Source organism: Bradyrhizobium sp. HKCCYLS3070, assembly GCF_051167575.1.
GTDB lineage: Bacteria > Pseudomonadota > Alphaproteobacteria > Rhizobiales > Xanthobacteraceae > Bradyrhizobium.
Genome location: NZ_JBNPTI010000001.1, coordinates 1,849,660 through 1,872,270 on the forward strand (window position 1 = coordinate 1,849,660; position 22,611 = coordinate 1,872,270).

The window sequence follows — 22,611 nt, forward strand, 5'->3', positions numbered from 1 at the left end:
GGTGTCAGAAGTGGCTGAAGGACAACCGCGTCAGTGTGACGGGACGGCCCTGCCCGTCCAGGAAGCGCGGGGCTCGCGCCCCTTCGACGATGGCGCCGATGTCGGTGACGGCAACGCCCGCCGTCTCGGCTGCAGCACGGAACGCTGCGCATTGCGCTGCGGGAACAGTGCAGAGGATCTCGTAATCGTCGCCGCCGGAGATCATGCCTTCAAGCTGCGCGGCCCCGACAGCAAGCAGCTTCGCCGCTGCCAGCGATCGAGGAATGTCGGACAGCGCGATGTCGGCGCTCACGGAAGAGGCGGCGCAGAGCTTGGTCAGGTCGCCTGCGAGGCCATCAGAGACATCCATCGAGGCGGTCGCGCAGTCTCTCACGGCCGCGGCCAGTGCATTGCGCGGCTGCGGCTTGCGATAACGGCCGATCAGCATATCCCGCGCGGCGGCATCGTCGGCCAGCGCCGTGGCGTCGGCTGTGCCCGTCAGAATGCGCAGGCCGAGCAAGGCGTCGCCGATGGTCCCGGTCACCATCACCCGGTCGCCGGGACGCGCGCCGAAGCGATGCACCATCCGGCCCCTGGGCACCCTCCCCCAAGCCGCGATCGAGATCATCACGGGACCGGGCGTCGACACGGTGTCGCCGCCGAGCAGCGGACAGCCGAACGCCGCCGCGTCCTCGCCGAGGCCGCGCGCGAACTCCGACAGCCACGCGTCGTCCTTCTCGCGCAGCGCCAGCGTCAGGACGAAGCCGGCGGGCACCGCACCCTTGGCGGCGAGATCGGACAGGTTCACCCGCAGCGCCTTGCGCGCGATGGTGTCGGGGGGATCGTTGGCGAGATAATGGACGCCTTCGACGATGGCGTCGGTCTTGACGACGATGTCGTCACCATTGGCCGGAATGATCGCGGCATCGTCGAGGAGGCCGAACGCGCCGGGGTCGGTCGCCAGCGGCTTGAAGTAGCGGGCGATCAGGGAATCTTCGCCGGAGGCTTCGCGGGTCACGCGCTCGTCCCCCACACTCTGCTGTCATCGCCCGGCTCGACCGGGCGATCCAGTACGCCGCGGCCCTTCCGTATCCCTTGAACGTCTGTGGAATACGGGATCACCCGCCGTCGCGGGTGATGACAGTCGAGGAAAGAGACTGGCATCGCGCCGGTTCGCAGCGATCGTGCTCCGGCGCCGCCCATCGCTACTTCGGCCCCATCTCGTCGGCGCGGTATTGCCGGGCGAGTTGCTCCAGCACCGCGTTGACCATGCCGGTCTCGTCGCGCTCGACGAAGGCATGGGCGATGTCGACATATTCGGACACGACGACCCGCGCCGGAATGTCCTTGCGTCGCTCCAGTTCATAGGCGCCGGCGCGCAGCACCGCGCGCAGGATCGCCTCGATCCGCTGCAGCGGCCAGCCGCGCTCCAGCGCCGTATCGAGCACCGGATCGATCTTGGTCTGGTCGCGCACCACGCCGGAGACGATGTCGCGGAAGAACGCAGCCTCGGCCGGCAGATACTGCTCGCCCTCGACCTCGTTGCCGAGCCAGTGGCTCTCGAACTCGGCCAGGACGTCGTTGATGCCGGCGCCTGCGATGTCCATCTGGTAGAGCGCCTGCACGGCGGCGAGACGGGCGGCGCCACGGCGATTGGCCTTGCGGTCGCCGGCACGGACCGGGCCCTTGATTGGCTTGTTGCTGCTCTCGGCCATGTCAGCCTCGCGCCAGACGGCGTTTGATGCGCAGCACGGCGAGCGCGGCGCGGGCGGCATCGCCGCCCTTGTTCATCTCGGAGACGCGGGCGCGCGCCCACGCCTGGTCCTCATTATTGACGGTGAGGATGCCGTTGCCGAGCGGCAGGCCGCGCGCCACCGACAGATCCATCAGGGCTCGCGAGGATTCCTGCGACACGATCTCGAAATGGATGGTGTCGCCACGGATGACGCAGCCGAGCGCGATCGCCGCATCATAAGGCTTGCCGTTCTTGGCGGCAGCATCGAGCGCAATGGCAATAGTCGCCGGAATCTCCAACGAGCCGGTGACGGTGAGAACATCATAGCCCACGCCCGCCGCCTTCAGCTCGGCGGTGGCGCCCTCCAGCAGGGCGTCCTGAAGGTCGTCGTAGAAGCGGGCCTCGACGATCAGCGCCCGTGCGCCGGTGATGTCGGTCTGGTCTTTGAGCGGCGCGCGCCGTGCGTCTGCCATGGTTCTGTTTCCATTGTCTTCAGGTGCCTCGCCCCAAGGGAGCGGCCATCCGGCCGCGTCGCGAAGGGCGAGATGAAATCGGCCTCATGCTGCGAGACGACACATCGGCGCCTCCTCGCCATGAGGGCTGGCCTTGTAGGCGCGAGCGCCCGCAAAGCCAAGACGGAAAGCCCCCTTCGAGGCTACTTCATTTCCGTGAGGCGCGCGGCATAGCGCGCCATCAGGTCGACCTCGAGATTGACTTCGCTGCCGGCCTGCCAGGACGACAGCGTGGTGACCGACAGCGTATGTGGAATGATCAGCACCGAGAAGGCCAGTTCGTCGACGACGGTGTTGACCGTGAGCGAGACGCCGTCGAGGGTGACTGAGCCCTTGGTGGCGATGAAGCGCGCCAGATCCCGCGTTGTCTTGAAAACGAACCGCGCCATGTCCGGCAGGTCGTCCCGGCTGACGATGGTCGCAATGCCGTCGACATGGCCTGCGACGATGTGGCCGCCGAGCTCGTCGCCGATCTTCAGCGCCCGCTCCAGATTGAGCTTGGTGCCGACGCGCCAGTGCTTGGCGGTGGTCAGCGCCAGGGTCTCCGCGGCGGCATCGACCTCGAACCAGGTCTTTCCGTCGGCCACGCCTGACTGCACAACAGTGAGGCAGACGCCATTGTTGGCGATCGACGCGCCATCGGCGATGCCGGCCTGATCATAGTGGCAGGCAATGCGCAGCCGATGCAGCTTTCCTTCGGTCCGCGGCGTCAGGCTGACGATCTCGCCGATGTCGGTGACGATGCCTGTGAACATTAGGCGCGCTCGTAAATCGTAAGGTTGTCCTGATCGAGCGTTTCGCTAGCACGAACGCGATAGGCCGGCGACTGCGTGATTGCGGTCAGCGGCAATGCGTCCAGCGCAGCAATCCCGTCAGCTCCGATCTCGCCGGGGCCGCGCAGGAGCCAGATCTCATCGACCAGGCCGCTTGCCATGAAAGATGATGCGACGCGGCTGCCGCCTTCGATCATCAGACGCGTGACGCCGCGTTCCGCCAGCGCCTTGAGCACGGCCGGCGGCTCCAGCGCCGACGGGTCGGCCTGCGGCGGGACACGGATCACCTGCGCACCGGCGGCGCCCAGCCGGGTCGCGGTAGCCGGCTCGGCCACCTCGAACGCGACGAGCCAGAGCGGCGTCGTGCGCGCGGACTGCATCAATCGGCTCGCAGCCGGAAGGCGGAGCATCGGATCGAGCACGATCCGGACCGGCGAGCGCGCCTCCATGCCCGGCAGCCGGCAGGTCAGCAGCGGATCGTCGGCGATCGCGGTGCGCACCCCGATCAGGAGGGCGTCGCTCTGGGCCCGCAGCAGATGCACGCGGGTCCGCGCTGCCTCGCCGGTAATGGCCACCGGCTTGTTGCCGGCGGCTGCGATCTTGTCATCGGCGGAGACCGCGAGCTTCAGGATCACGTGCGGCCGTCCGTCGCGGATGCGGCGGAAATGGCCGGCATGATCACGCTTGGCGTCCGCCGAGCAGAGGCCGACCTCGACCTGAATGCCCGCGGCGCGCAGCTTCGCATGCCCCTGCCCTGCGACCTCGGGATTGGGGTCCTCGATCGCCGAGACGACGCGGTTGATTCCGGCGGCGATGACCGCGTCCACGCAAGGCGGCGACTTGCCGAAATGCGAGCACGGCTCGAGCGTCACGTAGAGGGTGGCGCCCTTGGCGGCCTCGCCGGCGCGCTTCAAGGCCTCGGGCTCGCCATGAGGGCGTCCACCGGGCTGGGTCCAGCCGCGGCCGACGATCACGCCGTCCTTGACCACGACGGCGCCGACGGCGGGATTGGGCCAAGTCCGCCCCAACCCACGACGGCCGAGCGACAGCGCGAGCTGCATGAAGCGGCGGTCGGCGTCCTTCTGCGCCTTCAGCTTCTCGCCGACCTGATCGACCAGAACCCGGAAGATCATTTGCGGACCGGCGCGAGGCGCGGTGCTTCGTCCTCGGCCGAGAGCTCGCCGAGCACGGCCTCGAAATCCTTGGCCTCGCGGAAATTGCGGTAGACCGAGGCGAAGCGGACATAGGCGACGTCGTCGAGATCGCGCAGATGCTCCATCACGATCTCGCCGATCGCCTCCGAGGACACCTCCGACTCGCCGCCGCTCTCGAGCTCGCGCACGATCGCCGACACCATCTTCTCGACCCGCTCCGGATCGACCGAGCGCTTGCGCAGCGATATCTGCACCGAGCGCATCAGCTTGTCGCGGTCGAACGGCACGCGACGGCCGTTGCGCTTGATGACGGTCAGTTCGCGCAGCTGCACCCGCTCGAAGGTCGTGAAGCGGAAATTGCAGGTGACGCAGACCCGCCGCCGCCGGATCACCGAGGAATCCTCGGTGGGGCGGGAGTCCTTCACCTGCGTATCGAGGCTGTTGCAGCTCGGGCAGCGCATTGTGGCTTCAAGCCTTACTGGTAGATCGGAAACCTGTCGGTCAGCGCCTTCACCTTCTCCTTCACCGCGGCTTCCACCAGCGGCGCGCTGCCCTCGGAGGACTGCGCGATCGCGTTCAACACCTCGGCGATCAGGCTGCCGACCTGCTGGAATTCGGCGACACCAAAGCCGCGGGTCGTTGCCGCCGGCGTGCCGAGCCGCAGGCCCGAGGTGACGAACGGCTTCTCGGGGTCGAACGGGATGCCGTTCTTGTTGCAGGTGATGCCGGCGCGGACCAGCGCCTTCTCCGAGATGTTGCCCTTCAGCCCCTTGGGCCGGAGGTCGACCAGCATCAAATGGTTGTCGGTGCCGCCGGAGACGATGTCGAAGCCGTGGGCGCGCAGCGATTCCGCCAGCGCCTTCGCGTTCTCGACGATGTCCTTCGCGTAAGTCTTGAACTCCGGCCGCAGCGCCTCGGCGAACGCCACCGCCTTGGCCGCGATCACGTGCATCAGCGGGCCGCCCTGCAGGCCCGGGAAGATCGCCGAGTTGAACTTCTTGGTGAACTGCTCGTCGTTCCACAGGATCAGGCCGCCGCGCGGGCCGCGCAGCGACTTGTGGGTCGTCGTCGTGGTGACGTGGGCATACGGCACCGGCGAGGCATGGACGCCGCCGGCGACGAGGCCGGCGAAGTGGGCCATGTCGACCAGCAGGTACGCACCGACGCTATCGGCGATCTCGCGGAAACGCTTGAAGTCCCACGGGCGCGAATAGGCGCTGCCACCGGCGATGATCAGCTTCGGCTTCACTTCCTCAGCCTGCTTCGCCACCGCATCCATGTCGATCAGGTGGTCGTCGCGGCGCACGGTGTAATGCGCGGCCCTGAACCACTTGCCGGACATGTTGACCGGCGAGCCGTGGGTGAGATGGCCGCCGGCGGCGAGGTCGAGGCCCATGAAGGTGTCGCCGGGCTGCAGCAGCGCCAGGAACACCGCCTGATTCATCTGGCTGCCGGAGTTCGGCTGGACGTTGGCGAAATTGGCGCCGAACAGCTTCTTGGCGCGGTCGATCGCGAGGTTCTCGGCGACGTCGACCCATTCGCAGCCGCCATAATAGCGCGCGCCCGGATACCCTTCCGCGTACTTGTTGGTCATCACCGAGCCTTGGGCCTCCAGGACCGCGCGGCTGACGATGTTTTCCGAGGCGATCAGCTCGATTTCGTGCCGTTGCCGACCGAGCTCACCCTTGATGGCGGCGGCGATCTCGGGATCGGCCTCGGCCAGGGTGGCGGAGAAGAAGGAATCGACTGACGAGGCGGGCTTGGCGCTGGAAGCGGTCATCGGCGGAATATCTCCACGTCCGCAAGGCCTTAGGTGGCCTGCGGTCGGTTCAGTGAAGGCGGTCGGAAAAGACCCCTGCCCTTACCATATGGGCGGCGGCAGGCCAAGGGACAGACCAAGCGGTTGCGGGTCAAACCGGATATTTGCGCCAGATATGGTGGACGAGGTCCGGGGCAAGCCCTGCTCAAGCCAGGCGCCTATTCTGGCCCGTGCTTCTCGACTGTTCGGTCCCTTCTGGGACCAAACCGTCTCAACCATACTCCTCGTGGGCAGGCTCAGCTCACCGCACGCGACGGCCAAGAATCCGCGATGACCAAGAATCCCGCGATGACGATGACTCGGGACACCAAATGCATCGATCCCCCAAGAACAAACAACCCGCATGAAACCGGAAGGTCTCATCCAGGTTGTCGGGTATTATGAGGCAAGCGTCGCGCGAGCAAAGTCGCGCCGAACACATCAGAGGCCGGTGTAGCCCGCCTTCACCGGATCGACGCGGCCGTCGAGCTGGCGAAGATAGGTCAGGCCGCACACCGTGAGACGATGCGGATCGCGCTCGCCGGCTTCGAACAGCGTCTGGATGTAGGCGCTCACCTTGCGACGCGCCTCGTCGCTCGCCGCAGCGGTGCGGTTCGCCAGCAGGTCGTAGGTGTGCATGATGCGATCGATGGCGGCTTCCATATCATCCCCTCTTGAACGTCAGCCGTCAGGCAGACTTGAACATCGAAATCGCCTTGTTGGCGAGCTTGAGCTTGTTGAATTCTCCGCGGTGAATCAGTTGAACGATGATGTCGACAAGTCTTTCGTTCGGCGTGAACTCCTCCGGCATCTCGCCAGAGAGACGCAGATAGTTGGAGGCGATGGCATAAGCATCGCCGACCATCGCCACGTTCATGACTTGCATTCCGGCATCGTGCAGCATGGTCCGACCTCCGGTCCAAGGACATAAGCCCAGGAGCCTTGATTGGTTCCAATTCGGACCGGGGATTTTGCCAAACGAACACGAAAAAGCGCCGGCCGAAGGGGCCGGCGCAAGAACGACTTCCAGACGATCAACGACTGTCCGGTCTTGGCTCTCGAGGTCGGAGCCGGCTCAACCGAGACGATGAGGCCTGCTCAGAGGCGATAGAGGATCTGATCGGTCCAGAACCGCTCGAGACGATGCAGCGACTTGTTCAGCGTCGAGAACTCCTCGCTGGAAATGCCGCCGACCTGCTCCACGGTCTTGACGTGCTTCTGATACAGCGAGTCGACGATGCGGCGGATCTCCTGGCCCTGCGGGGTCAGGCGGATGCGGACCGAGCGGCGATCGACGCGCGAGCGCTGGTGATCGAGGAAGCCGAGCTCGACCAGCTTCTTCAGGTTGTAGGAGACGTTGGAGCCGAGATAGTAGCCGCGCGTGCGCAGCTCGCCCGCGGTCAGCTCCTTGTCGCCGATGTTATAGAGCAGCAGCGCCTGGACCGAATTGATGTCGGAACGACCACGGCGGTCGAACTCGTCCTTGATGACGTCGAGCAGGCGGCGATGCAGCCGCTCCACCAGCGTCAGAGCTTCCAGATAGAGCGACTGGACGGTGCCGCCCTGGCCCGGCGCAGCAGTCTCCACGGCCGTCGCAACGGCTTTCATCATGACACTTCCCCTGTCGTCGTTTTTGTCGACTTATTCGACGAAACTTTTGTCCCGTCTGATAGAACGAACTTAAGGGGCGTGCTTTGAAGATCGCCTTAAATAAGAGCATAAAGAGAGAATGAATCGCGGAGAGTGAATCCTCTTTTAATTCAGTAATTACAGAGGCTTTTGCAATAGTCCGTTGACGGTCGAGGCGCGATGTTCGCGCTCTGTTTCACCCACCTGTCGCATTCCAAAACACGCTTGGGTAGCGCCGCTAAGGTCTCTGTAACAGCTGTGGCAGGCGCTCTTAAGGTGTTCGAAACATTACTTGCATGGCGCTGAAAAGATTTACAGCGTGCAACGAATTTTCCGCACGACCTATGGTGGCCGCTCCCGGGCCGCCATCCAGGCCAGCACGAGGTAGGCGGCGAGCATGATTGCCTCGCCCGCGACCACCAGCAGATTGCCGCCGTAGATGCCCGGGAACATCAGCTCGATCACCGCCATCGACACCACCGTGGTGAGCCACACCACTGCGCCCCACGGCGTGGCCAGCCACAGGCCCACGGCGGCGACGAGCTCGATGACCGCGAAATAGACCGTCGCAGCCTGCCAGGCCATCGCCTGGTTTTCGAACGCGTCGTCCTCGCCGCCGATGAAGCCGGTCACCTGGGCCCAGTGGTACAGGCCCTTGGCGATCGAGAGCATGGCCATGACCCGCAAAAACAGCACGAGCCGCCGCGTCCAGACATTGTCGTCGCTCTCGCGCCGATCCGAGGACATGGCGGCAATCGACATGGCGGCGTTGTCACGTGCCAGATCTCGCGCCGAGGGAATCTCAGCCATGGCAGCTCGAGCAGAACAGGATGGTCGTCATTGGGGCCTCTCAAGACCAGGAGCATGGCGATTCTTGGCCGGCCGGCACCGTGAAAGCAACCGGGTAGGAAATCAACCGGGCCGCTTGCGTCAGGTCAAGTGACGGGCGACGGCCGAAGTGCTACAGATTGTTGGAATTACAACAAATCAAATCCGGCTCGCCGGCCAGCTCAAGGAGCCAGCACCCCATGGCGATCAAATTCGGCCGCCCGATCGACCTGCGCGACACCGCGCGCAACCCGGCCACTGCACCGACACCGGCGCTCGAGCTGACCATCCGCCCCCGCCGCAACCGCAAGGCCGAATGGGCGCGCCGGCTGGTGCGCGAGAACGTGCTCACCACCGACGATCTGATCTGGCCCCTGTTTGTGGTGCAGGGCGACCGGACCCGCAGCACCGTCGCCTCGATGCCGGGCGTGGAGCGGCTGAGCGTCGACGAGATCGTCCGCGATGCCGAACGCGCGGTTAGGCTCGACATCCCCTGCATCGCACTGTTCCCCTATACCGAGCCGTCACTGCGCGACGAGCACGGCTCCGAGGCCTGCAACCCGGACAACCTGGTCTGCCAGGCGGTGCGCGCGATCAAGAAGGAGTTCCCGGAGATCGGCGTGCTCTGCGACGTCGCGCTGGACCCTTTCACCAGTCACGGTCATGACGGCCTGATCCGGGACGGCCGCATCCTCAACGACGAGACCGTCGCCGTGCTGGTGCGCCAGGCCCTGGTCCAGGCCGAGGCCGGCTGCGACATCATTGCGCCGTCGGACATGATGGACGGCCGGGTCGGCGCGATCCGCCAGGCTTTGGATCAAGCCGGTTTCCTCGACGTGCAGATCATGGCCTATGCAGCCAAATATGCATCCGCCTTCTACGGCCCGTTCCGCGACGCGATCGGCTCGGCCAAGACGCTCACCGGCGACAAGCGCACCTACCAGATGGACAGCGCCAATAGCGACGAGGCCCTGCGCGAGGTCGAGCTCGACATCGCCGAGGGCGCCGACATGGTGATGGTCAAGCCGGGCATGCCCTATCTCGACGTCGTCAGGCGCGTGAAGGACACGTTCAGCATGCCGACCTTCGCCTATCAGGTGTCGGGCGAATACGCGATGATCGCGGCGGCCGCCAACAATGGCTGGATCGACGGCGATCGGGCGATGATGGAGAGCCTGCTGGCCTTCAAGCGCGCCGGCGCCGACGGTGTGCTCACCTATTTCGCCCCGCAAGCCGCCGAACGGCTGCGGCAGCAGCGTTGAGGAGGCGCTGGGATCTTTCGGGACCCGCCGGTCTTTGAGCACGCCGATCCTTTCGCGTGCGCGAACCGCCGGGTCGCGGAAAGGGCTCAGAAGTCGCGAAATGGCCGGAAATTTGCCGCGCCTCCTGCAAGAACGGCCCTTGCAAGCGCAAGTCGGGTTCCCATGTGCTGGGTGCCAATCCGGAGGGCTTATTCATGGCGTATATGGGCTCAGGCGATAGCAATGACGGTCCCGGTGCTCGGCCGCACGCCTACGATCCCTATCAGCAGCCGGAATTGTTTCGCGGCGTGCTGACGCGGCGGATGATCGCATTCCTGATCGATCTCCTGGTGCTCTCGGTCCCGGTGATCCTGGCGGTGATCTTCATTGCCGTATTCGGCGTGGTCACGCTGGGTCTCGGCTGGGCGTTGTTCTGGCTGGTGTCGCCGGCTTCAGTGATCTGGGCCATCGTCTACTACGGCGCAACGATCGGCGGGCCGAACTCGGCGACGATCGGCATGCGGGTGATGGATCTGGAGGTGCGGACCTGGTACGGCGCGCCGGGCTACTTTGTGCTCGGTGCCGTGCATGCAGTCTGCTTCTGGATCTCGGTCTCGGTGTTGTCGCCGCTCGTGCTGCTGGTCGGACTGTTCAACAGCCGCCGCCGGCTGCTGCACGATTTCGTGCTCGGCACCGTCGTGATCAACACGTCTGTGCGCTCGCAACTGACTGAACCGGCTCGTACCTGATGAGACGTCCGGTGGCACAGCAAAAGCGATTGACCGGCCGCCTCCGGAGCGCAATTCTGTTGATGATCGCCTCGGAGGCTCACGACGTTCCTTGACCCAGCATTCGCGTGACACCCCGCAATTCTACCTGACCGCGCCCTCGCCCTGCCCGTATCTGCCGGGCCGGCAGGAACGCAAGGTGTTCACGCATCTGGTCGGCGACAAGGCGACCGATCTCAACGACCTTCTCACCCATGGCGGCTTCCGTCGCAGCCAGTCGATCGCTTACCGGCCGGCCTGCGACCAGTGCCGCGCTTGCGTGTCCGTCCGCGTGATCGCCAACGAATTCCGCCCCTCGCGCAACTTCCGGAAGGTGCTCGCGCGCAACTCCGATCTGGTCGGCGAGCAGCGCAGCGCCGTGCCGACCTCCGAGCAATATTCGATCTTCCGCGGCTATCTCGATCAGCGCCATCGCCATGGCGGCATGGCCGACATGACGGTGCTCGATTACGCCATGATGGTCGAGGACAGCCATGTCGAGACGAGAATCATCGAGTACCGCCGCCGCAATCTGAGCAACGGTCCGAACGCCAGGGGCGGCGAGTTGGTCGCGGTCGCCCTGACCGACGTGCTCAGCGATGGCCTGTCGATGGTGTACTCGTTCTTCGACCCGTCGGAGACCACGCGCTCGCTCGGCACCTTCATGATCCTCGACCACATCGCCCGGGCGCGGCGCCAGGGCCTGCCCTACGTCTATCTCGGCTATTGGATCGAGGGTTCGAAGAAGATGGACTACAAGAGCCGCTATCTGCCGCAACAACGGCTCGCGGCTGCCGGCTGGCTGCGCGTGGATGCCGAAGGCGACATCGCGCCCGAGCCGCAGGACTAGAGGGAGGCAATAGCGAGGGGGAGTAGAGGTCTTTCGACATCCCCTGGTTCGCTGCTCCCTGCGCGCCATCCCTATCCCGTGGCCAGATCCCACACCAGCTTGGCATTGAGCGCGATGATCACCACCGCGATCAAGGTCGCAATCGCCGTCAGCCAGCGCGGCGCCACGAACTGCCCCATCTTGGCCCGGCTCGCGGTGAGCAGCACCAGCGGCACGATGGCGAACGGCAGTTGCAGGCTGAGCACGACCTGACTGAGGATCAGGAGCTGCCCGGTCGCCTTCTCGCCGGCCCAGATCGTCACCACCACGGCCGGCACGATTGCGATCATGCGGGTGATCAGCCGGCGCAGCCAGGGCGCGATCCGCCAGTGAAGAAAGCCCTCCATCACGATCTGGCCGGACAGTGTCGCGGTGATCGTCGAATTCAGGCCGCAGCACAACAGCGCGATCGCAAACAGCGTCGGCGCCAGCGTCGACCCGAGCAGCGGCGCCAGGAAGGAATACGCCTGGTCAAGCTCGGCGACGTCGCGTTGTCCGGTGCGGTGGAACGTCGCCGCCGCCAGGATCAGGATCGAGGCGTTGATGGTCAGCGCCAGGCACAGCGCGATGGTGGAATCGATCGTGGAGAGCGTGATCGCCTCGCGCTTGTCCTCTGGGCTGTCGCCGTAGCCGCGAGTCTGGACCAGGCCCGAGTGGAGATACAAATTGTGCGGCATCACGGTGGCGCCGAGAATGCCGAGCGCCAGATAGAGCATCTCCGGATTGGCGATCAGCTGTCCGCTGGGAACGAAGCCCTTCACCACCTCGGCCCAGTCCGGCTGCGCCATCGCGATCTGGATCGCGAAGCACAGCGCGATGATGCCGAGCAGCGCGACCACGAACGCCTCGATCCAGCGGAAGCCGAACGCCTGCAGCGCCAGGATCAGGAAGACATCGAGTGCGGTGACGCAGACGCCGATCGACAGCGGCAGCCCGAACAGCAGGCTGAGACCGATCGCAGTACCGATCACTTCCGCGAGGTCGGTGGCCGTGATCGCGATCTCCGCCGACAGCCAAAGCGGCACCGAGACCCAGCGCGGGGTAGAGTCGCGACAGGCCTGGGCGAGGTCGCGGCCGGTGGCGACGCCGAGCCGTGTGCACAGCGACTGCAGCACGATCGCCATCAGGTTGGACAGCAGCGCGACCGAGAGCAGGACGTAGCCGAACTTGGCACCGCCGGCCAGCGACGTTGCCCAATTGCCGGGGTCCATATAGCCGACGGCGACGAGGTAACCGGGTCCGAGAAAGGCCAGCAGCTTGCGCCAGAGCGACCCTTTTGTCGCGGTTCGTACCGTCGCGAACATGTCGCCGAGAGACGGATCGCCGCGCTCACCGCGCCAGCCTCCGTTCAGGCGGTCGCTCGGCGGAACCATGGCGTGCAGCTGCGAAAGGTCTGACGATTTTGCGTCCATGGCGCTATCCTGGACGAAACCGACGTTTAATGCAACTTACTTGCAAGTGCGACTTGCCCATGTGGCGGTGCCGCATAGAGATGCTGGAAATCCTCCGATACCGCTTCATCATTGCGAAAGCTCGTCCCTGCCGATTCGCGGCCCGCCTCCTCGAGGCGGCCCATCGGCGACGGGCGCCACTGCCCCACTGACGGGATCCACCATGCTCTCTACCCAACTCGGGCTCCGACCGGTCACGAACGCGCCCGTGCCTTGCAAGATCTGTGACGGTCCTGCCTCGCTCTACGGCGTGGTCGACATGAACCGCCCCTGCCAGACGGCCCATGCCCATCGCCCGCCGCTGGCCGGCGTACCAATCTACTACCGGCGCTGCGCGGATTGCGGCTTCCTGTTCACGGACGCCTTCGACGACTGGAGCATCGAGCAGTTCAAGACCCACATTTACAACGACGGCTACGAAGCCGTGGATCCGGACTATCGGATCAAGCGGCCGACCGACAATGCGGCGGCCGTGGCCCGCTTCTGGGCGCCACACAAGGCCGGAATGCGGGTGCTCGACTTCGGCGGCGGCAACGACTTGTTCTGCACCGGCCTGCGCGCTCAAGGCTTCGCGGAAGCGGTCACCTATGATCCGATGGTGGCCGAGCACGCAACCCAACCCGATCGCAAGTTCGATCTCGTCACCTGCTTCGAGACGCTGGAGCACGTGCCCGATCCGCTGGCGACGATCGGAGCCATGGCAGCCTGCGTGGCCGAACCGGGCGCGGTATTCTACTCGACGTTGACCCAGCCGGACGACTTCGAAAGCCAGGGCATGTCCTGGTGGTACATCGCGCCGCGCAACGGCCACATCTCGATCTACACCCAGCATGCGCTGGCGCTGGCCTGGCACCGGTTCGGCTTCAAGACGGCGCCGCTGAATGCCGGCACGCATCTGGCGTTCCGCACGCTGCCGCCGGAATGGGGATTGGCCGAGGCACCGACCGCGGCGTAGGCCGTCCGCAGCACGACGGCCGATGCCGGAGATCAGGAAGCGGGTGGGCGCAGGGAGGCTGAGCGGCGATGATGGCCACATCATCACATCAGGTTCCTCTTCATGACTCCCTCGCCCGCCCTGCCCGCCGCCTTCCACCGCCTCGCCTGGTCGAACCTCACCGCGCAATCGGCCGAGCAGATCGCGCTCGCCGCAGCGCCGATCGTCGCGGTGCTCGCGCTCGGTGTCGGCGAGGGCGAGACTGGACTCTTGCAGACGGCGCTGACCGCGCCCTTCGTGCTGTTCGCGATCCCTGCGGGGCTGCTCGCCGACCGGATGTCGCGACGGCTGCTGATGGCGCTGGCAGAGATGCTTCGCGCGCTGGCGCTGCTCGCGATCCTCATCGCCTTCGCGGCCGGCGCGCTCACGCTGCCGTTGCTGGCGGCGCTTGGATTCGCAGCGGTGTGCGGCACGGTGGTGTTCAGCGTCGCCGCGCCGGCCCTGGTGCCGAGCCTGGTCGCCCCCGCCCAGTTGGCGCCTGCGAATGCGCGCATCGAGCTTGCCCGTACCGTCGCCTTCGCCGCGGGGCCCGCGCTCGGCGGCGTGCTGGTCGGCTGGATCGGCGGCGCGCCCGCCTTCGGCTGCGCCGCTGCGCTCTCGCTGGTCGCAGCCGTCTGCCTGGCCGGCATCGCCGAGCCCGCCCGCGCGCCCGTGCCGCGCCGCCATCCGCTGGCCGACATCAGGGAAGGCGCCGCCTTCGTGCTGCATCATCCGCTGCTGCGGCCGGTGTTCGCAACCCAGTTCATCTTCAACACGGCCCATTTCCTGCTGCTCGCGGTGTTCGTGCCCTATGCAGTCCACCGGCTCGGCCTGTCGGCAGGAGGCGTCGGCTCGGTGCTGTCGATGTTCGGCGTCGGCATGGTGTGCGGCGCGCTGCTGGCGACGCGCATCATGCGGCTTCTGCCGTTCGGCACCGTCATCGGGCTCGGCCCCGTCACCGGCTTCGCCGCGGCGCTCGTGATGGCACTGACCACGTTCGTTCCCTCGCCTGTCCTTGCCGGGCTCAGCTTCTTCCTGCTCGGCGCCGGGCCGATCCTCTGGGTGATCTCGACCACGACGCTGCGGCAGTCGGTGACCCCGGCCGGCCTACTCGGGCGGGTGTCGGCCATCAACATCCTGAGCTACGGCGCCCGTCCGCTGGGCTCGCTGCTCGGCGCGGTCGTCGGCGGCCGCTACGGCGCCGACACGTGTCTCTACCTCGTCGCCGCCATCTTCGGCCTGCAGGCGCTCGTCATCCTCGCCTCGCCGGTCGTGGCGATCGCGCGGCAACCGGAGCCGCAGCCCGCCTAGCGATAGACCAGGATCGGCACGGTCGAATGCGTCAGCACCTTCAAGGTCTCGCTGCCCAGGATCGCCGAGACGCCGCGCAGCCCATGCGAGGCCATCAGCACCAGATCGCAATGCTGCTTGCGGGCGGTCTCGACGATCGCCTCATAGGGCTTGTCGTGCTCGACGCAGAGCGTGGCGCAGGCGACGCCGGCCTGCTCGGCATCGTCCTTCACATGATCGAGATATTTCGCGGTCTGATCGGCCACCAGCGACTTGTATTGCGCGAGCGCCTTGGTCGCAGCGTGAGGATCGACGACCAGCGAATGCAGCGGCGTCGACACCACCAGCGCCGTGACCTTTGCGCCGGTCGCCTTGGCGAGCGCAATGCCGTGCTTGATCGCGGCCTTGGACAGATCGGAGCCATCGGTCGGCAGCAGAATATGTTTGTACATGAGCTTTCATCTCCCGGCAGAGGGATGCTGGGCAGACTCGCTTCGGCTGGGCATTGACGTGGGTCAAGGGTGCGACATCTCGTCCGCCAGGTAGTTCTCGTAGGCCCGCGTGGCCAAGGCGCTGCCGGCAATTTCCGGATCGAGCGTGAAGAGATCCTGCGCGCGGCCGATGCCGCGCAGCGCGTAGCGGCCGGTCGACACCAGGTAGCGGCGACCTTCGTCGTCGAGCCCCTCGCAGAATTCGGCGGACGCCAACAGTTCGCGATCGACCGAGCGGCACATCGAGGCGATGCGGCTGACCTCGTTGACGGCCGGTCCCACGACGGTGAAGTCGAGCCGGTCCTCGCTGCCGATATTGCCGTAGAACACCTCGCCGACATGCAGGCCGACATAGGCCGAGGTGACGGGCCGTCCCTCGCCGGCGCGCCGTGCGTTCAGCTTCAGGATGTTCAGCCGAAAGCGATGCTCGGCACGCAGCGCAGCCCGGCGAGCCGAGGCCATGTCGCCTCCGGTGAAGATCGCCAGCACGCCGTCGCCGATCAGCTTCAGCACGTCGCCGCCGGACTCGTAGATCGCGTCGATCGAGGCTTCCGCATAGTCGTTGAGCAGCGGGATGATCTCGTCCGGCGATATGCTCTCACTGATTGCGGTCGAACTGCGCAGGTCGGAGAACCACAGCACCGCATTGATGCGCTCGGTGACACCGCGGGAAATCCGGCCGCGCAGCACCTGCTCCGACGCATCGCGGCCGAGATAGACGCGGCCAAGGGTTCGCACGATGTCGACCTGCTGCGCGGATTTGATCGTCAGCGCGAGCAGCGGGACCAGGTCGCGCAATGCGCCGACCTGCGTGTCGGTGAAGCCGCCGTCACGCCGCGTCAGCCAGTTCGAATAGAAGCAGTCCATCTGGCCGAGCGTGCCGGCTTCCCCGAACCGGTGCACGAAGGCGAGATAGTGCCGATGTCCCTGTGCGGAAAGCTCCTCGATGATCGGAAAATCGAGATGCGCACAATTCATGAAGTCAATGCTGAACTCGTCATGGCCGTTCTCCAGCATGTGGTGGAAGACCGAGCGCCGCCAATTCTGGGCCGCCTCTCCCTCATTGCTGGAGCCATATTCAAAGCTGTCGGCTTCGTTCGTGTCGAAATCGTTCCAGCGGAAGCCACGCCCCTCGAAAATCGGATGCAGCGTATCGATGATCGCAAGGCTGCGCGACAGTTCAAGCCCGGCCGCGCGACAGCGCTCGCAGAAACCGCGCAGGATCTCGTTTTCCGGCGCGCCGGTCAGGCTCTGACCTACGAGCCAGTTCGCCACTTCGAGACGGGTCGCCGTATCCATGGTTTCAACTCACCAACGCGTCACGATCCGGAAGGCTTCAGGCAGGCCGGCTCACCACCTCGCCGTCCTCCTTGGTGAAGGAGGAGACGGGATGATCGAGCAGGTCGAGCACGAGTTCGGACGGGCGGCAGAGCCGCGCACCCCTGCTGGTCACCACGATCGGCCGGTTGATCAGGATGGGATGCGCGAGCATCGCCTCGATCAGCTGGTCGTCGGTCCATTTGGGATCGCCCAGCCCAAGCTCGGCATAGGGCGTGCCCTTCTCACGCAGCACGTCGCGCACCCTGACGCCCATCGCGTTGATCAGCGCAATCAGCTGTTCGCGGCTCGGCGGCGTCTTCAGATATTCGATCACCTCAGGCTCCTCGCCCGAGGCGCGGATCATCGCGAGCGTGTTGCGCGACGTGCCGCAGGCCGGATTGTGAAAGATCGTCACGGGCATGGGCTGTCCAGTCGTTGCGTTCCGAAGGCACATTCCCGTGCCGTGCGTCTCACCCCAGACATCGTGTCCCTGATGGTGCGGCCGCGATGCGGGAGATGGTCACTGTTATCACGGCGCCGCCGCCGGCCGGAATGGGAACTCCGCCGGTCGAGGGAAATCGCCGGCGCGATGTGCAGACTGGCAGGAAGGAGCTGACCCATCGCGGCTTACACCACGTCGGCAGGAGCGAGCTTGCAGGCGCAGCCATCGGCCTCGATCTGCAGGGTCGGATGCTGGATGTTGAAGCGATGTGACAGCTCGGCGCAGACGCGATGCAGGAACGCATCATCCGTTCCGCCTGCCCGGACCAGATGCGCCGTCAGCGCGGTCTCGTTGGTGCTCATCGCCCAGACATGGAGGTCGTGCACCTCGCTGACGCCGTCGAGGGAGGCGAGATAATCGCGCACCTCGGGAAGCGCGATGTCGCGCGGCACGGCGTCGAGCGCCAGATTGACGCTGTCGCGGGCGAGCTCCCAGCCACTCAGGAGCACGACGAGCGCGATGACAAGGCTGACCACCGGATCGACCCACAGCCACCCGGTCCAGATCGTGACCAGCGCCGCGACGACGACGCCGAACGACACGGCGGCATCGGCGGCCATGTGCAGGTAGGCGCCGCGGATGTTGAGGTCGGTGTCGCGGCCGCGCATGAACAGCAGCGCGGTGGCGCCGTTGATGGCGATGCCGAGCGCGGCGACCCACAGCACGGTGATGCCGGCCACCTCGCCCGGATTGCGCAGGCGATCGAACGCCTCGACGGCGATGCCGCCGACCACCACCAGCAGCACCCCCGCATTGATCAGCGCCGCCAGGATCGAGGCGCGGCGATAGCCGTAGGTATGGCGGTCGGTCGGCCGCCGGCCCGCCAGCCACAGGGCGCCCCAGGCCAGGAGCAGCGACATCACGTCGGACAGATTGTGGACCGCGTCCGAGATCAGGGCCAGCGAATGCGCGGCGTAGCCGAAAACGAGCTCGGCGATGACGAAGCCGGTGTTGAGCGACACACCGATCGCGAAGGCCGCGCCGAAGCTCGCCGGCGCATGGCTGTGGCCGGCGTGGCCGTGGGCGTGGGAATGTGAGTGGCCGTGCGAATGATCATGGTCGCGGTGGTCGTCGTGATGCTGGTGTGAGTGCGCCATGCGATCTGACCTACTACTCGCTGCTGATGAGCGCTCTCGATGTCGTCCCGGCGAAAGCCGGGACCCCATAGCCACCGGCGGCAATCGGTTGGCACGCGCGTCGTTCCAGCCTGCCCATTCCCACGTCCTGTGGTTATGGGTCCCGGGTCGGCGCCATCGGACAACGCTACGCGTTGCCGATGGCTTGCCCGGGACGACAGTCTTGGTGTCGTCCCGATGAGTGGCAGACCGAAGGGGCGCTCGATCTTCACTCTCCCGCGCCTCACTCGATCGGCCGGTTGAACTTGTTCGACTTCGGCAGGCCCTGCGCGATGCGGCCGGCGTCGGCGCGGTTGCCCCGGTAATCGGCCAATTCCTTCCAGCTCAGACCCTGATCGCGGCCGGCGGAATCCTTCCAGGCCAGCCCCTGCTTCTGCTCGAAGGTGGTGACGTCGGACAGCTGCGCGCTGGTGTATTTCTGCAGCCGGACGCCGCGGCCACGCGCCATCTCCGGCACCTGGTCGAGCCCGAACACCACCATCTTGTGGTTGGTGCCGATGACCGCGACCTGATCGCCCGTGACGGTGGTGATCGCGCGCGCTTCCGCTGGCGCGGTCACGTTGAGCACCTGCTTGCCCTTGCGGGTGTTGCTGACGCAATCCTCTTCCTTGACCACAAAGCCCTGGCCGTCGGAGGCCGCCACGAGGAACTTGCGCTCGCCCTTGGCGACGAACATCGACACGATCGAGGCGTCCTGGTCGAGGTCGATGAACATGCGGATCGGCTCGCCATGGCCGCGGCCACCGGGCAGCTTGCCGACGTCGAGCGAGTAGAACTTGCCATTGCTGGCGAACAACAGCACCTTCGAGGTGTTCTCGGCGAAGAACGCCTGGCCGAGCTGATCGTCGGTCTTGAACTGCAGGTTCGACAGGTCGGCGACGTGGCCCTTCAAGGTGCGCACCCAGCCCTTGTCGGAGACGACGACCGTAACCGGCTCGCGCTCGATGAAGGCCTCCTCGATGGCGGCGAGATCGTGCTCGGGCGCGTCGGCGAAATTGGTGCGGCGCTTGCCGAGCGGCGTCTTCGGCCCGAACATGTCGCGCACCGTCTTGACCTGCTCGCCGACCTTGGCCCATTGCAGCTGCTCGGATCCGAGCAGCGCATTGATGCCCTTCAGCTCGCCGCGCAGGTTCTTGTCCTCGGTGCGGATCTCCATTTCCTCGAGCTTGCGCAGAGAGCGCAGGCGCATGTTGAGGATGGCCTCGGCCTGGACCTCGGTGAGCTTGAACGTCTTCATCAGGACCGGCTTGGGCTCGTCCTCGGTGCGGATGATCCGGATCACCTCGTCGATGTTGAGGTAGGCGATCAGGTAGCCGCCGAGAATCTCCAGCCGGTTCTCGATCTGCTTCTTGCGGTAGTTCGAGCGTCGCAGCAGCACGTCGCGCAGATGGTCGAGCCATTCGCGCAGGCACTCGGCGAGACCCACCACCTTCGGGATCTTGCCCTTGATCAGCACGTTGAGGTTCAGCGGAATCTTGCTCTCGAGATCGGTGAGCCGGAACAGCGATTCCATCATCAGCGCCGGATCGACGTTCTTCGACTTCGGCTCGATCACGAGCCGCACGTCCTCGGCGGATTCGTCGCGGACGTCGCCGACCAGCGGCAGCTTCTTCTCGTTGAGCAGCTCTGCGATCTTCTCGACCAGGCGCGACTTCTGCACGAGATAGGGAATCTCGGTGATGACGACGATCCAGGTGCCGCGGTTGCCCTCCTCCTGCTTCCACTTGGCGCGGACACGGAACGAGCCGCGGCCGGTGGTGTAGGCCTCGATGATCGATTCCTTGGAGTCGATCACGGTGCCACCGGTCGGGAAGTCCGGGCCCTTCACCCAGCGCAACAGCGCGCGCGACTTGGCGTCGGGCTTCTCGATCAGATGCAGCGCGGCGTCGCACAGTTCGGCGGCATTGTGCGGCGGGATCGAGGTCGCCATGCCCACGGCGATGCCCTGGGCGCCGTTGGCGAGCAGGTTCGGGAAGCCGCCGGGCAGCACCACCGGCTCCTTCGACTGGCCGTCATAGTTCGGCCGGAACTCGACGCCGTCCTCGTCGATGCCGTCCAGCAGCAGCCGCGCGACGTCGGTCATGCGCGCTTCGGTGTAGCGGTAGGCGGCCGGGTTATCGCCGTCGATGTTGCCGAAATTGCCCTGGCCGTCGACCAGCGGATAGCGCGAGGAAAAGTCCTGCGCGAGGCGGACCATCGCGTCGTAGATCGCCTGGTCGCCATGCGGATGGAACGAGCCCATCACATCGCCGACGATCTTGGCGGATTTCTTGAAGGCGGTGCCGGGATCGAGCCGCAGCAGCCGCATGCCGTAGAGGATGCGCCGATGCACCGGCTTGAGGCCATCGCGCGCGTCGGGCAGCGCGCGGTGCATGATGGTCGAGAGCGCGTAGGCGAGATAGCGCTCCTCCAGCGCCTCGCGCAGCGCGACCTCGTGAATCTCCGCCGGCTCCGGCGGAATCAGTGATTTTCCCATTAGCGTTTAGCTTTCAGTGGGTTAGCCCAGGAGCTTGAGCTGGCGTGAACGATTTGGGAACAGGCTTTATGCGATGACGCGCCGGGGCGCAATGACGGCCCTGCCCGGTTCCAGAAGGAAAAAGCCGGGTGTCCGGCCGCGGAACCGCAAAGGAGCCCGCAAATCATGCAGATCACGCGCCGCAGATGCATGTGGCTCCGCTCACGGATTGAGCAGCCAACGCGGGTCCCGTTGAGGTGCAACGCTGTCGCACACGAGTCTGTGTTGCTGAGATCGTCACGCTCCGTCGCTAAGGTGGCAGCGGGCATCCTTCGTTGCGTACCGACGCGACGAGGCGCGCCATCACGCCGCGCCTTGAACGCGGCAGATTCCATCCAGTGAGAAAGGCAGACACTCCATGAGCTCAGGATTCGTGACGACATCGGACGGCACGCAGATCTTCTACAAGGATTGGGGCTCGGGCCAGCCGATCGTCTTCCACCACGGCTGGCCGCTGTCGTCCGACGACTGGGACGCGCAGATGCTGTTCTTCCTCGACAAGGGCTTTCGCGTCATCGCGCATGACCGGCGCGGTCACGGTCGCTCCAGCCAGACGGAGACCGGCAATGAGATGGACACCTATGCGGCCGATGTCGCCGCGCTCGCCGCCAAGCTCGACCTGCGAGACGCGGTCCATGTGGGCCACTCGACCGGTGGCGGCGAGGTCGCGCGCTACGTGGCGAAGCACGGCAAGGGCCGCGTCGCCAAGGCTGCCCTGCTCGGCGCGGTGCCGCCGATCATGCTGAAGACGGAGAGCAATCCCGGCGGGCTGCCGATCGAGGTGTTTGACGGCTTCCGCGCGGCGCTCGCCGCCAACCGCGCGCAATTCTTCCTCGATATTCCGACCGGCCCGTTCTACGGCTTCAATCGCAATGGCGCCAAGGTTTCCGAAGGCGTGATCCGCAACTGGTGGCGCCAGGGCATGATGGGCGGCGCCAAGGCGCATTACGATTGCATCAAGGCGTTCTCCGAAACCGACTTCACCGAGGACCTCAAGGCGATCGACGTGCCGGTGCTGCTGATGCATGGCGAGGACGACCAGATCGTTCCGATCGACGATTCCGCGCGCATCGGCATCAAGCTGTTGAAGCATGGGACCTTGAAGACCTATCCGGGCTTTCCGCACGGCATGGCGACCACACATGCCGACGTGATCAATGCCGACCTGCTGGCCTTCATCAAGGGGTAGCTCGATCGTTGCAATTCGCCGAATGAGCATTCCGATGCCGATGAAGCGATAGATCTCAAATCCTGCTCGTCATGGCCGGGCTTGTCCCGGCCATCCACGCCGCACCGCACACGCCGAACGACGTGGATGCCCGGGACAAGCCCGGGCACGACGAGTTCGGGGCTACCATTGATCCACTATCTCAATTTCCGCGTCGGAGACGTCGTCCTGCCTTCTCGCGACGCGCTCCGCGCCCGAGCTATCAAGATCGATTACCCTCTTCGGACAGAGGGCACAGGGAAGGCCGGACCTCGACTGAGGCCCGTGGCCCGCCTGCTCAAAAAATGCAGGCGGCAGGTACCACAGGTTCAGCCGAGATCACCGGCGGATTCAATTGGTCGTCGCAACACTCGATGAGGAGGTTGCGATGGGCATTCGAAAGAAACGGTCAACGCGGGGC

23 protein-coding genes are annotated in these 22,611 nt (G+C 65.6%); 6 read left to right on the forward strand and 17 right to left on the reverse strand.

Features of this window, described 5'->3' with window-relative positions; genetic code table 11:
- Positions 1–4: 4 nt before the first annotated feature.
- From thiL to ACQR03_RS08640, 11 genes are all read right to left on the reverse strand, one after another.
- Entirely contained in the window at positions 5–997 is a 993-nt protein-coding gene (thiL, locus tag ACQR03_RS08590) for a thiamine-phosphate kinase (protein ID WP_434841194.1), read from the reverse strand.
- Positions 998–1,184: 187 nt separating this feature from the next.
- Complete coding sequence (gene nusB / locus ACQR03_RS08595; protein ID WP_315752916.1) at positions 1,185–1,694, reverse strand: transcription antitermination factor NusB; 510 nt, start codon at positions 1,692–1,694, stop codon at positions 1,185–1,187.
- A gap of 1 nt (position 1,695) precedes the next feature.
- On the reverse strand, positions 1,696–2,187 hold the full coding sequence (gene ribH, locus ACQR03_RS08600; protein ID WP_316193073.1) for a 6,7-dimethyl-8-ribityllumazine synthase: 492 nt from the start codon (positions 2,185–2,187) through the stop codon (positions 1,696–1,698).
- A gap of 182 nt (positions 2,188–2,369) precedes the next feature.
- Positions 2,370–2,981, reverse strand: a complete 612-nt coding sequence (locus ACQR03_RS08605; protein WP_434841195.1) for a riboflavin synthase — start codon at positions 2,979–2,981, stop codon at positions 2,370–2,372.
- Positions 2,981–4,132 carry a bifunctional diaminohydroxyphosphoribosylaminopyrimidine deaminase/5-amino-6-(5-phosphoribosylamino)uracil reductase RibD gene (ribD, locus tag ACQR03_RS08610; protein ID WP_434841196.1) on the reverse strand — a complete coding sequence of 384 codons (1,152 nt, stop codon included), beginning with the start codon at positions 4,130–4,132 and terminating at the stop codon, positions 2,981–2,983. Before ribD ends, ACQR03_RS08605 begins: the two co-directional genes overlap by 1 nt.
- Positions 4,129–4,614, reverse strand: a complete 486-nt coding sequence (gene nrdR, locus ACQR03_RS08615; RefSeq protein WP_006612773.1) for a transcriptional regulator NrdR — start codon at positions 4,612–4,614, stop codon at positions 4,129–4,131. The genes ribD and nrdR overlap by 4 nt, the downstream gene beginning before the upstream one ends.
- Before the next feature lie 14 nt (positions 4,615–4,628).
- A complete protein-coding gene (glyA, locus tag ACQR03_RS08620; protein ID WP_434841197.1) occupies positions 4,629–5,933 on the reverse strand; it encodes a serine hydroxymethyltransferase in 1,305 nt (434 codons plus the stop codon).
- Positions 5,934–6,392: 459 nt separating this feature from the next.
- Entirely contained in the window at positions 6,393–6,614 is a 222-nt protein-coding gene (locus tag ACQR03_RS08625) for a hypothetical protein (RefSeq protein WP_315711437.1), read from the reverse strand.
- A 25-nt stretch (positions 6,615–6,639) separates the two neighbouring features.
- Positions 6,640–6,855, reverse strand: a complete 216-nt coding sequence (locus tag ACQR03_RS08630) for a hypothetical protein (protein WP_315711436.1) — start codon at positions 6,853–6,855, stop codon at positions 6,640–6,642.
- Between the two features lie 194 nt (positions 6,856–7,049).
- The gene (gene ldtR, locus ACQR03_RS08635) at positions 7,050–7,562 is read right to left on the reverse strand and encodes a transcriptional regulator LdtR (RefSeq protein WP_008962376.1); all 513 of its coding nucleotides are present in this window, start codon (positions 7,560–7,562) and stop codon (positions 7,050–7,052) included.
- Between the two features lie 360 nt (positions 7,563–7,922).
- Entirely contained in the window at positions 7,923–8,390 is a 468-nt protein-coding gene (locus tag ACQR03_RS08640; RefSeq protein WP_315711435.1) for a DUF6163 family protein, read from the reverse strand.
- 218 nt (positions 8,391–8,608) lie between these two features.
- Between ACQR03_RS08640 and hemB the strand changes: the two genes are divergently transcribed.
- The 3 genes from hemB (at position 8,609) to ACQR03_RS08655 (ending at position 11,266) form a co-directional block, all read left to right on the forward strand.
- A complete protein-coding gene (hemB, locus tag ACQR03_RS08645) occupies positions 8,609–9,670 on the forward strand; it encodes a porphobilinogen synthase (protein ID WP_315752921.1) in 1,062 nt (353 codons plus the stop codon).
- A 194-nt stretch (positions 9,671–9,864) separates the two neighbouring features.
- Positions 9,865–10,398: an RDD family protein gene (locus ACQR03_RS08650; protein ID WP_315827208.1), complete on the forward strand. Its 534-nt coding sequence runs from the start codon at positions 9,865–9,867 to the stop codon at positions 10,396–10,398.
- A gap of 91 nt (positions 10,399–10,489) precedes the next feature.
- A complete protein-coding gene (locus ACQR03_RS08655; protein WP_315711431.1) occupies positions 10,490–11,266 on the forward strand; it encodes an arginyltransferase in 777 nt (258 codons plus the stop codon).
- Between the two features lie 71 nt (positions 11,267–11,337).
- Here the strand turns inward: ACQR03_RS08655 and ACQR03_RS08660 are convergent, their stop codons facing one another.
- Positions 11,338–12,717 carry an Nramp family divalent metal transporter gene (locus ACQR03_RS08660; protein ID WP_315827210.1) on the reverse strand — a complete coding sequence of 460 codons (1,380 nt, stop codon included), beginning with the start codon at positions 12,715–12,717 and terminating at the stop codon, positions 11,338–11,340.
- Between the two features lie 202 nt (positions 12,718–12,919).
- On the opposite strand from ACQR03_RS08660, the gene ACQR03_RS08665 reads away from it, so the two are divergent.
- The gene (locus tag ACQR03_RS08665) at positions 12,920–13,711 is read left to right on the forward strand and encodes a class I SAM-dependent methyltransferase (RefSeq protein WP_316172059.1); all 792 of its coding nucleotides are present in this window, start codon (positions 12,920–12,922) and stop codon (positions 13,709–13,711) included.
- A gap of 102 nt (positions 13,712–13,813) precedes the next feature.
- A complete protein-coding gene (locus tag ACQR03_RS08670; RefSeq protein WP_315711428.1) occupies positions 13,814–15,040 on the forward strand; it encodes an MFS transporter in 1,227 nt (408 codons plus the stop codon).
- On the opposite strand, the gene ACQR03_RS08675 is transcribed toward ACQR03_RS08670, so the two are convergent.
- The 5 genes from ACQR03_RS08675 to parC form a co-directional block, all read right to left on the reverse strand.
- Entirely contained in the window at positions 15,037–15,471 is a 435-nt protein-coding gene (locus tag ACQR03_RS08675) for a universal stress protein (RefSeq protein WP_315805837.1), read from the reverse strand. The two genes, ACQR03_RS08670 and ACQR03_RS08675, sit on opposite strands and share 4 nt — an antisense overlap.
- A gap of 63 nt (positions 15,472–15,534) precedes the next feature.
- On the reverse strand, positions 15,535–16,809 hold the full coding sequence (locus tag ACQR03_RS08680; protein WP_316191345.1) for an adenylate/guanylate cyclase domain-containing protein: 1,275 nt from the start codon (positions 16,807–16,809) through the stop codon (positions 15,535–15,537).
- 37 nt (positions 16,810–16,846) lie between these two features.
- Positions 16,847–17,251 carry an arsenate reductase (glutaredoxin) gene (arsC, locus tag ACQR03_RS08685; RefSeq protein ID WP_315711425.1) on the reverse strand — a complete coding sequence of 135 codons (405 nt, stop codon included), beginning with the start codon at positions 17,249–17,251 and terminating at the stop codon, positions 16,847–16,849.
- Between the two features lie 206 nt (positions 17,252–17,457).
- Positions 17,458–18,429, reverse strand: coding sequence for a cation diffusion facilitator family transporter (locus ACQR03_RS08690; protein WP_316191346.1), 972 nt, complete (start codon positions 18,427–18,429; stop codon positions 17,458–17,460).
- 262 nt (positions 18,430–18,691) lie between these two features.
- Positions 18,692–20,944, reverse strand: coding sequence for a DNA topoisomerase IV subunit A (gene parC, locus ACQR03_RS08695; protein ID WP_316185752.1), 2,253 nt, complete (start codon positions 20,942–20,944; stop codon positions 18,692–18,694).
- 397 nt (positions 20,945–21,341) lie between these two features.
- On the opposite strand from parC, the gene ACQR03_RS08700 reads away from it, so the two are divergent.
- Positions 21,342–22,172, forward strand: coding sequence for an alpha/beta fold hydrolase (locus ACQR03_RS08700; protein WP_315752930.1), 831 nt, complete (start codon positions 21,342–21,344; stop codon positions 22,170–22,172).
- The last annotated feature ends 439 nt before the right edge of the window (positions 22,173–22,611 follow it).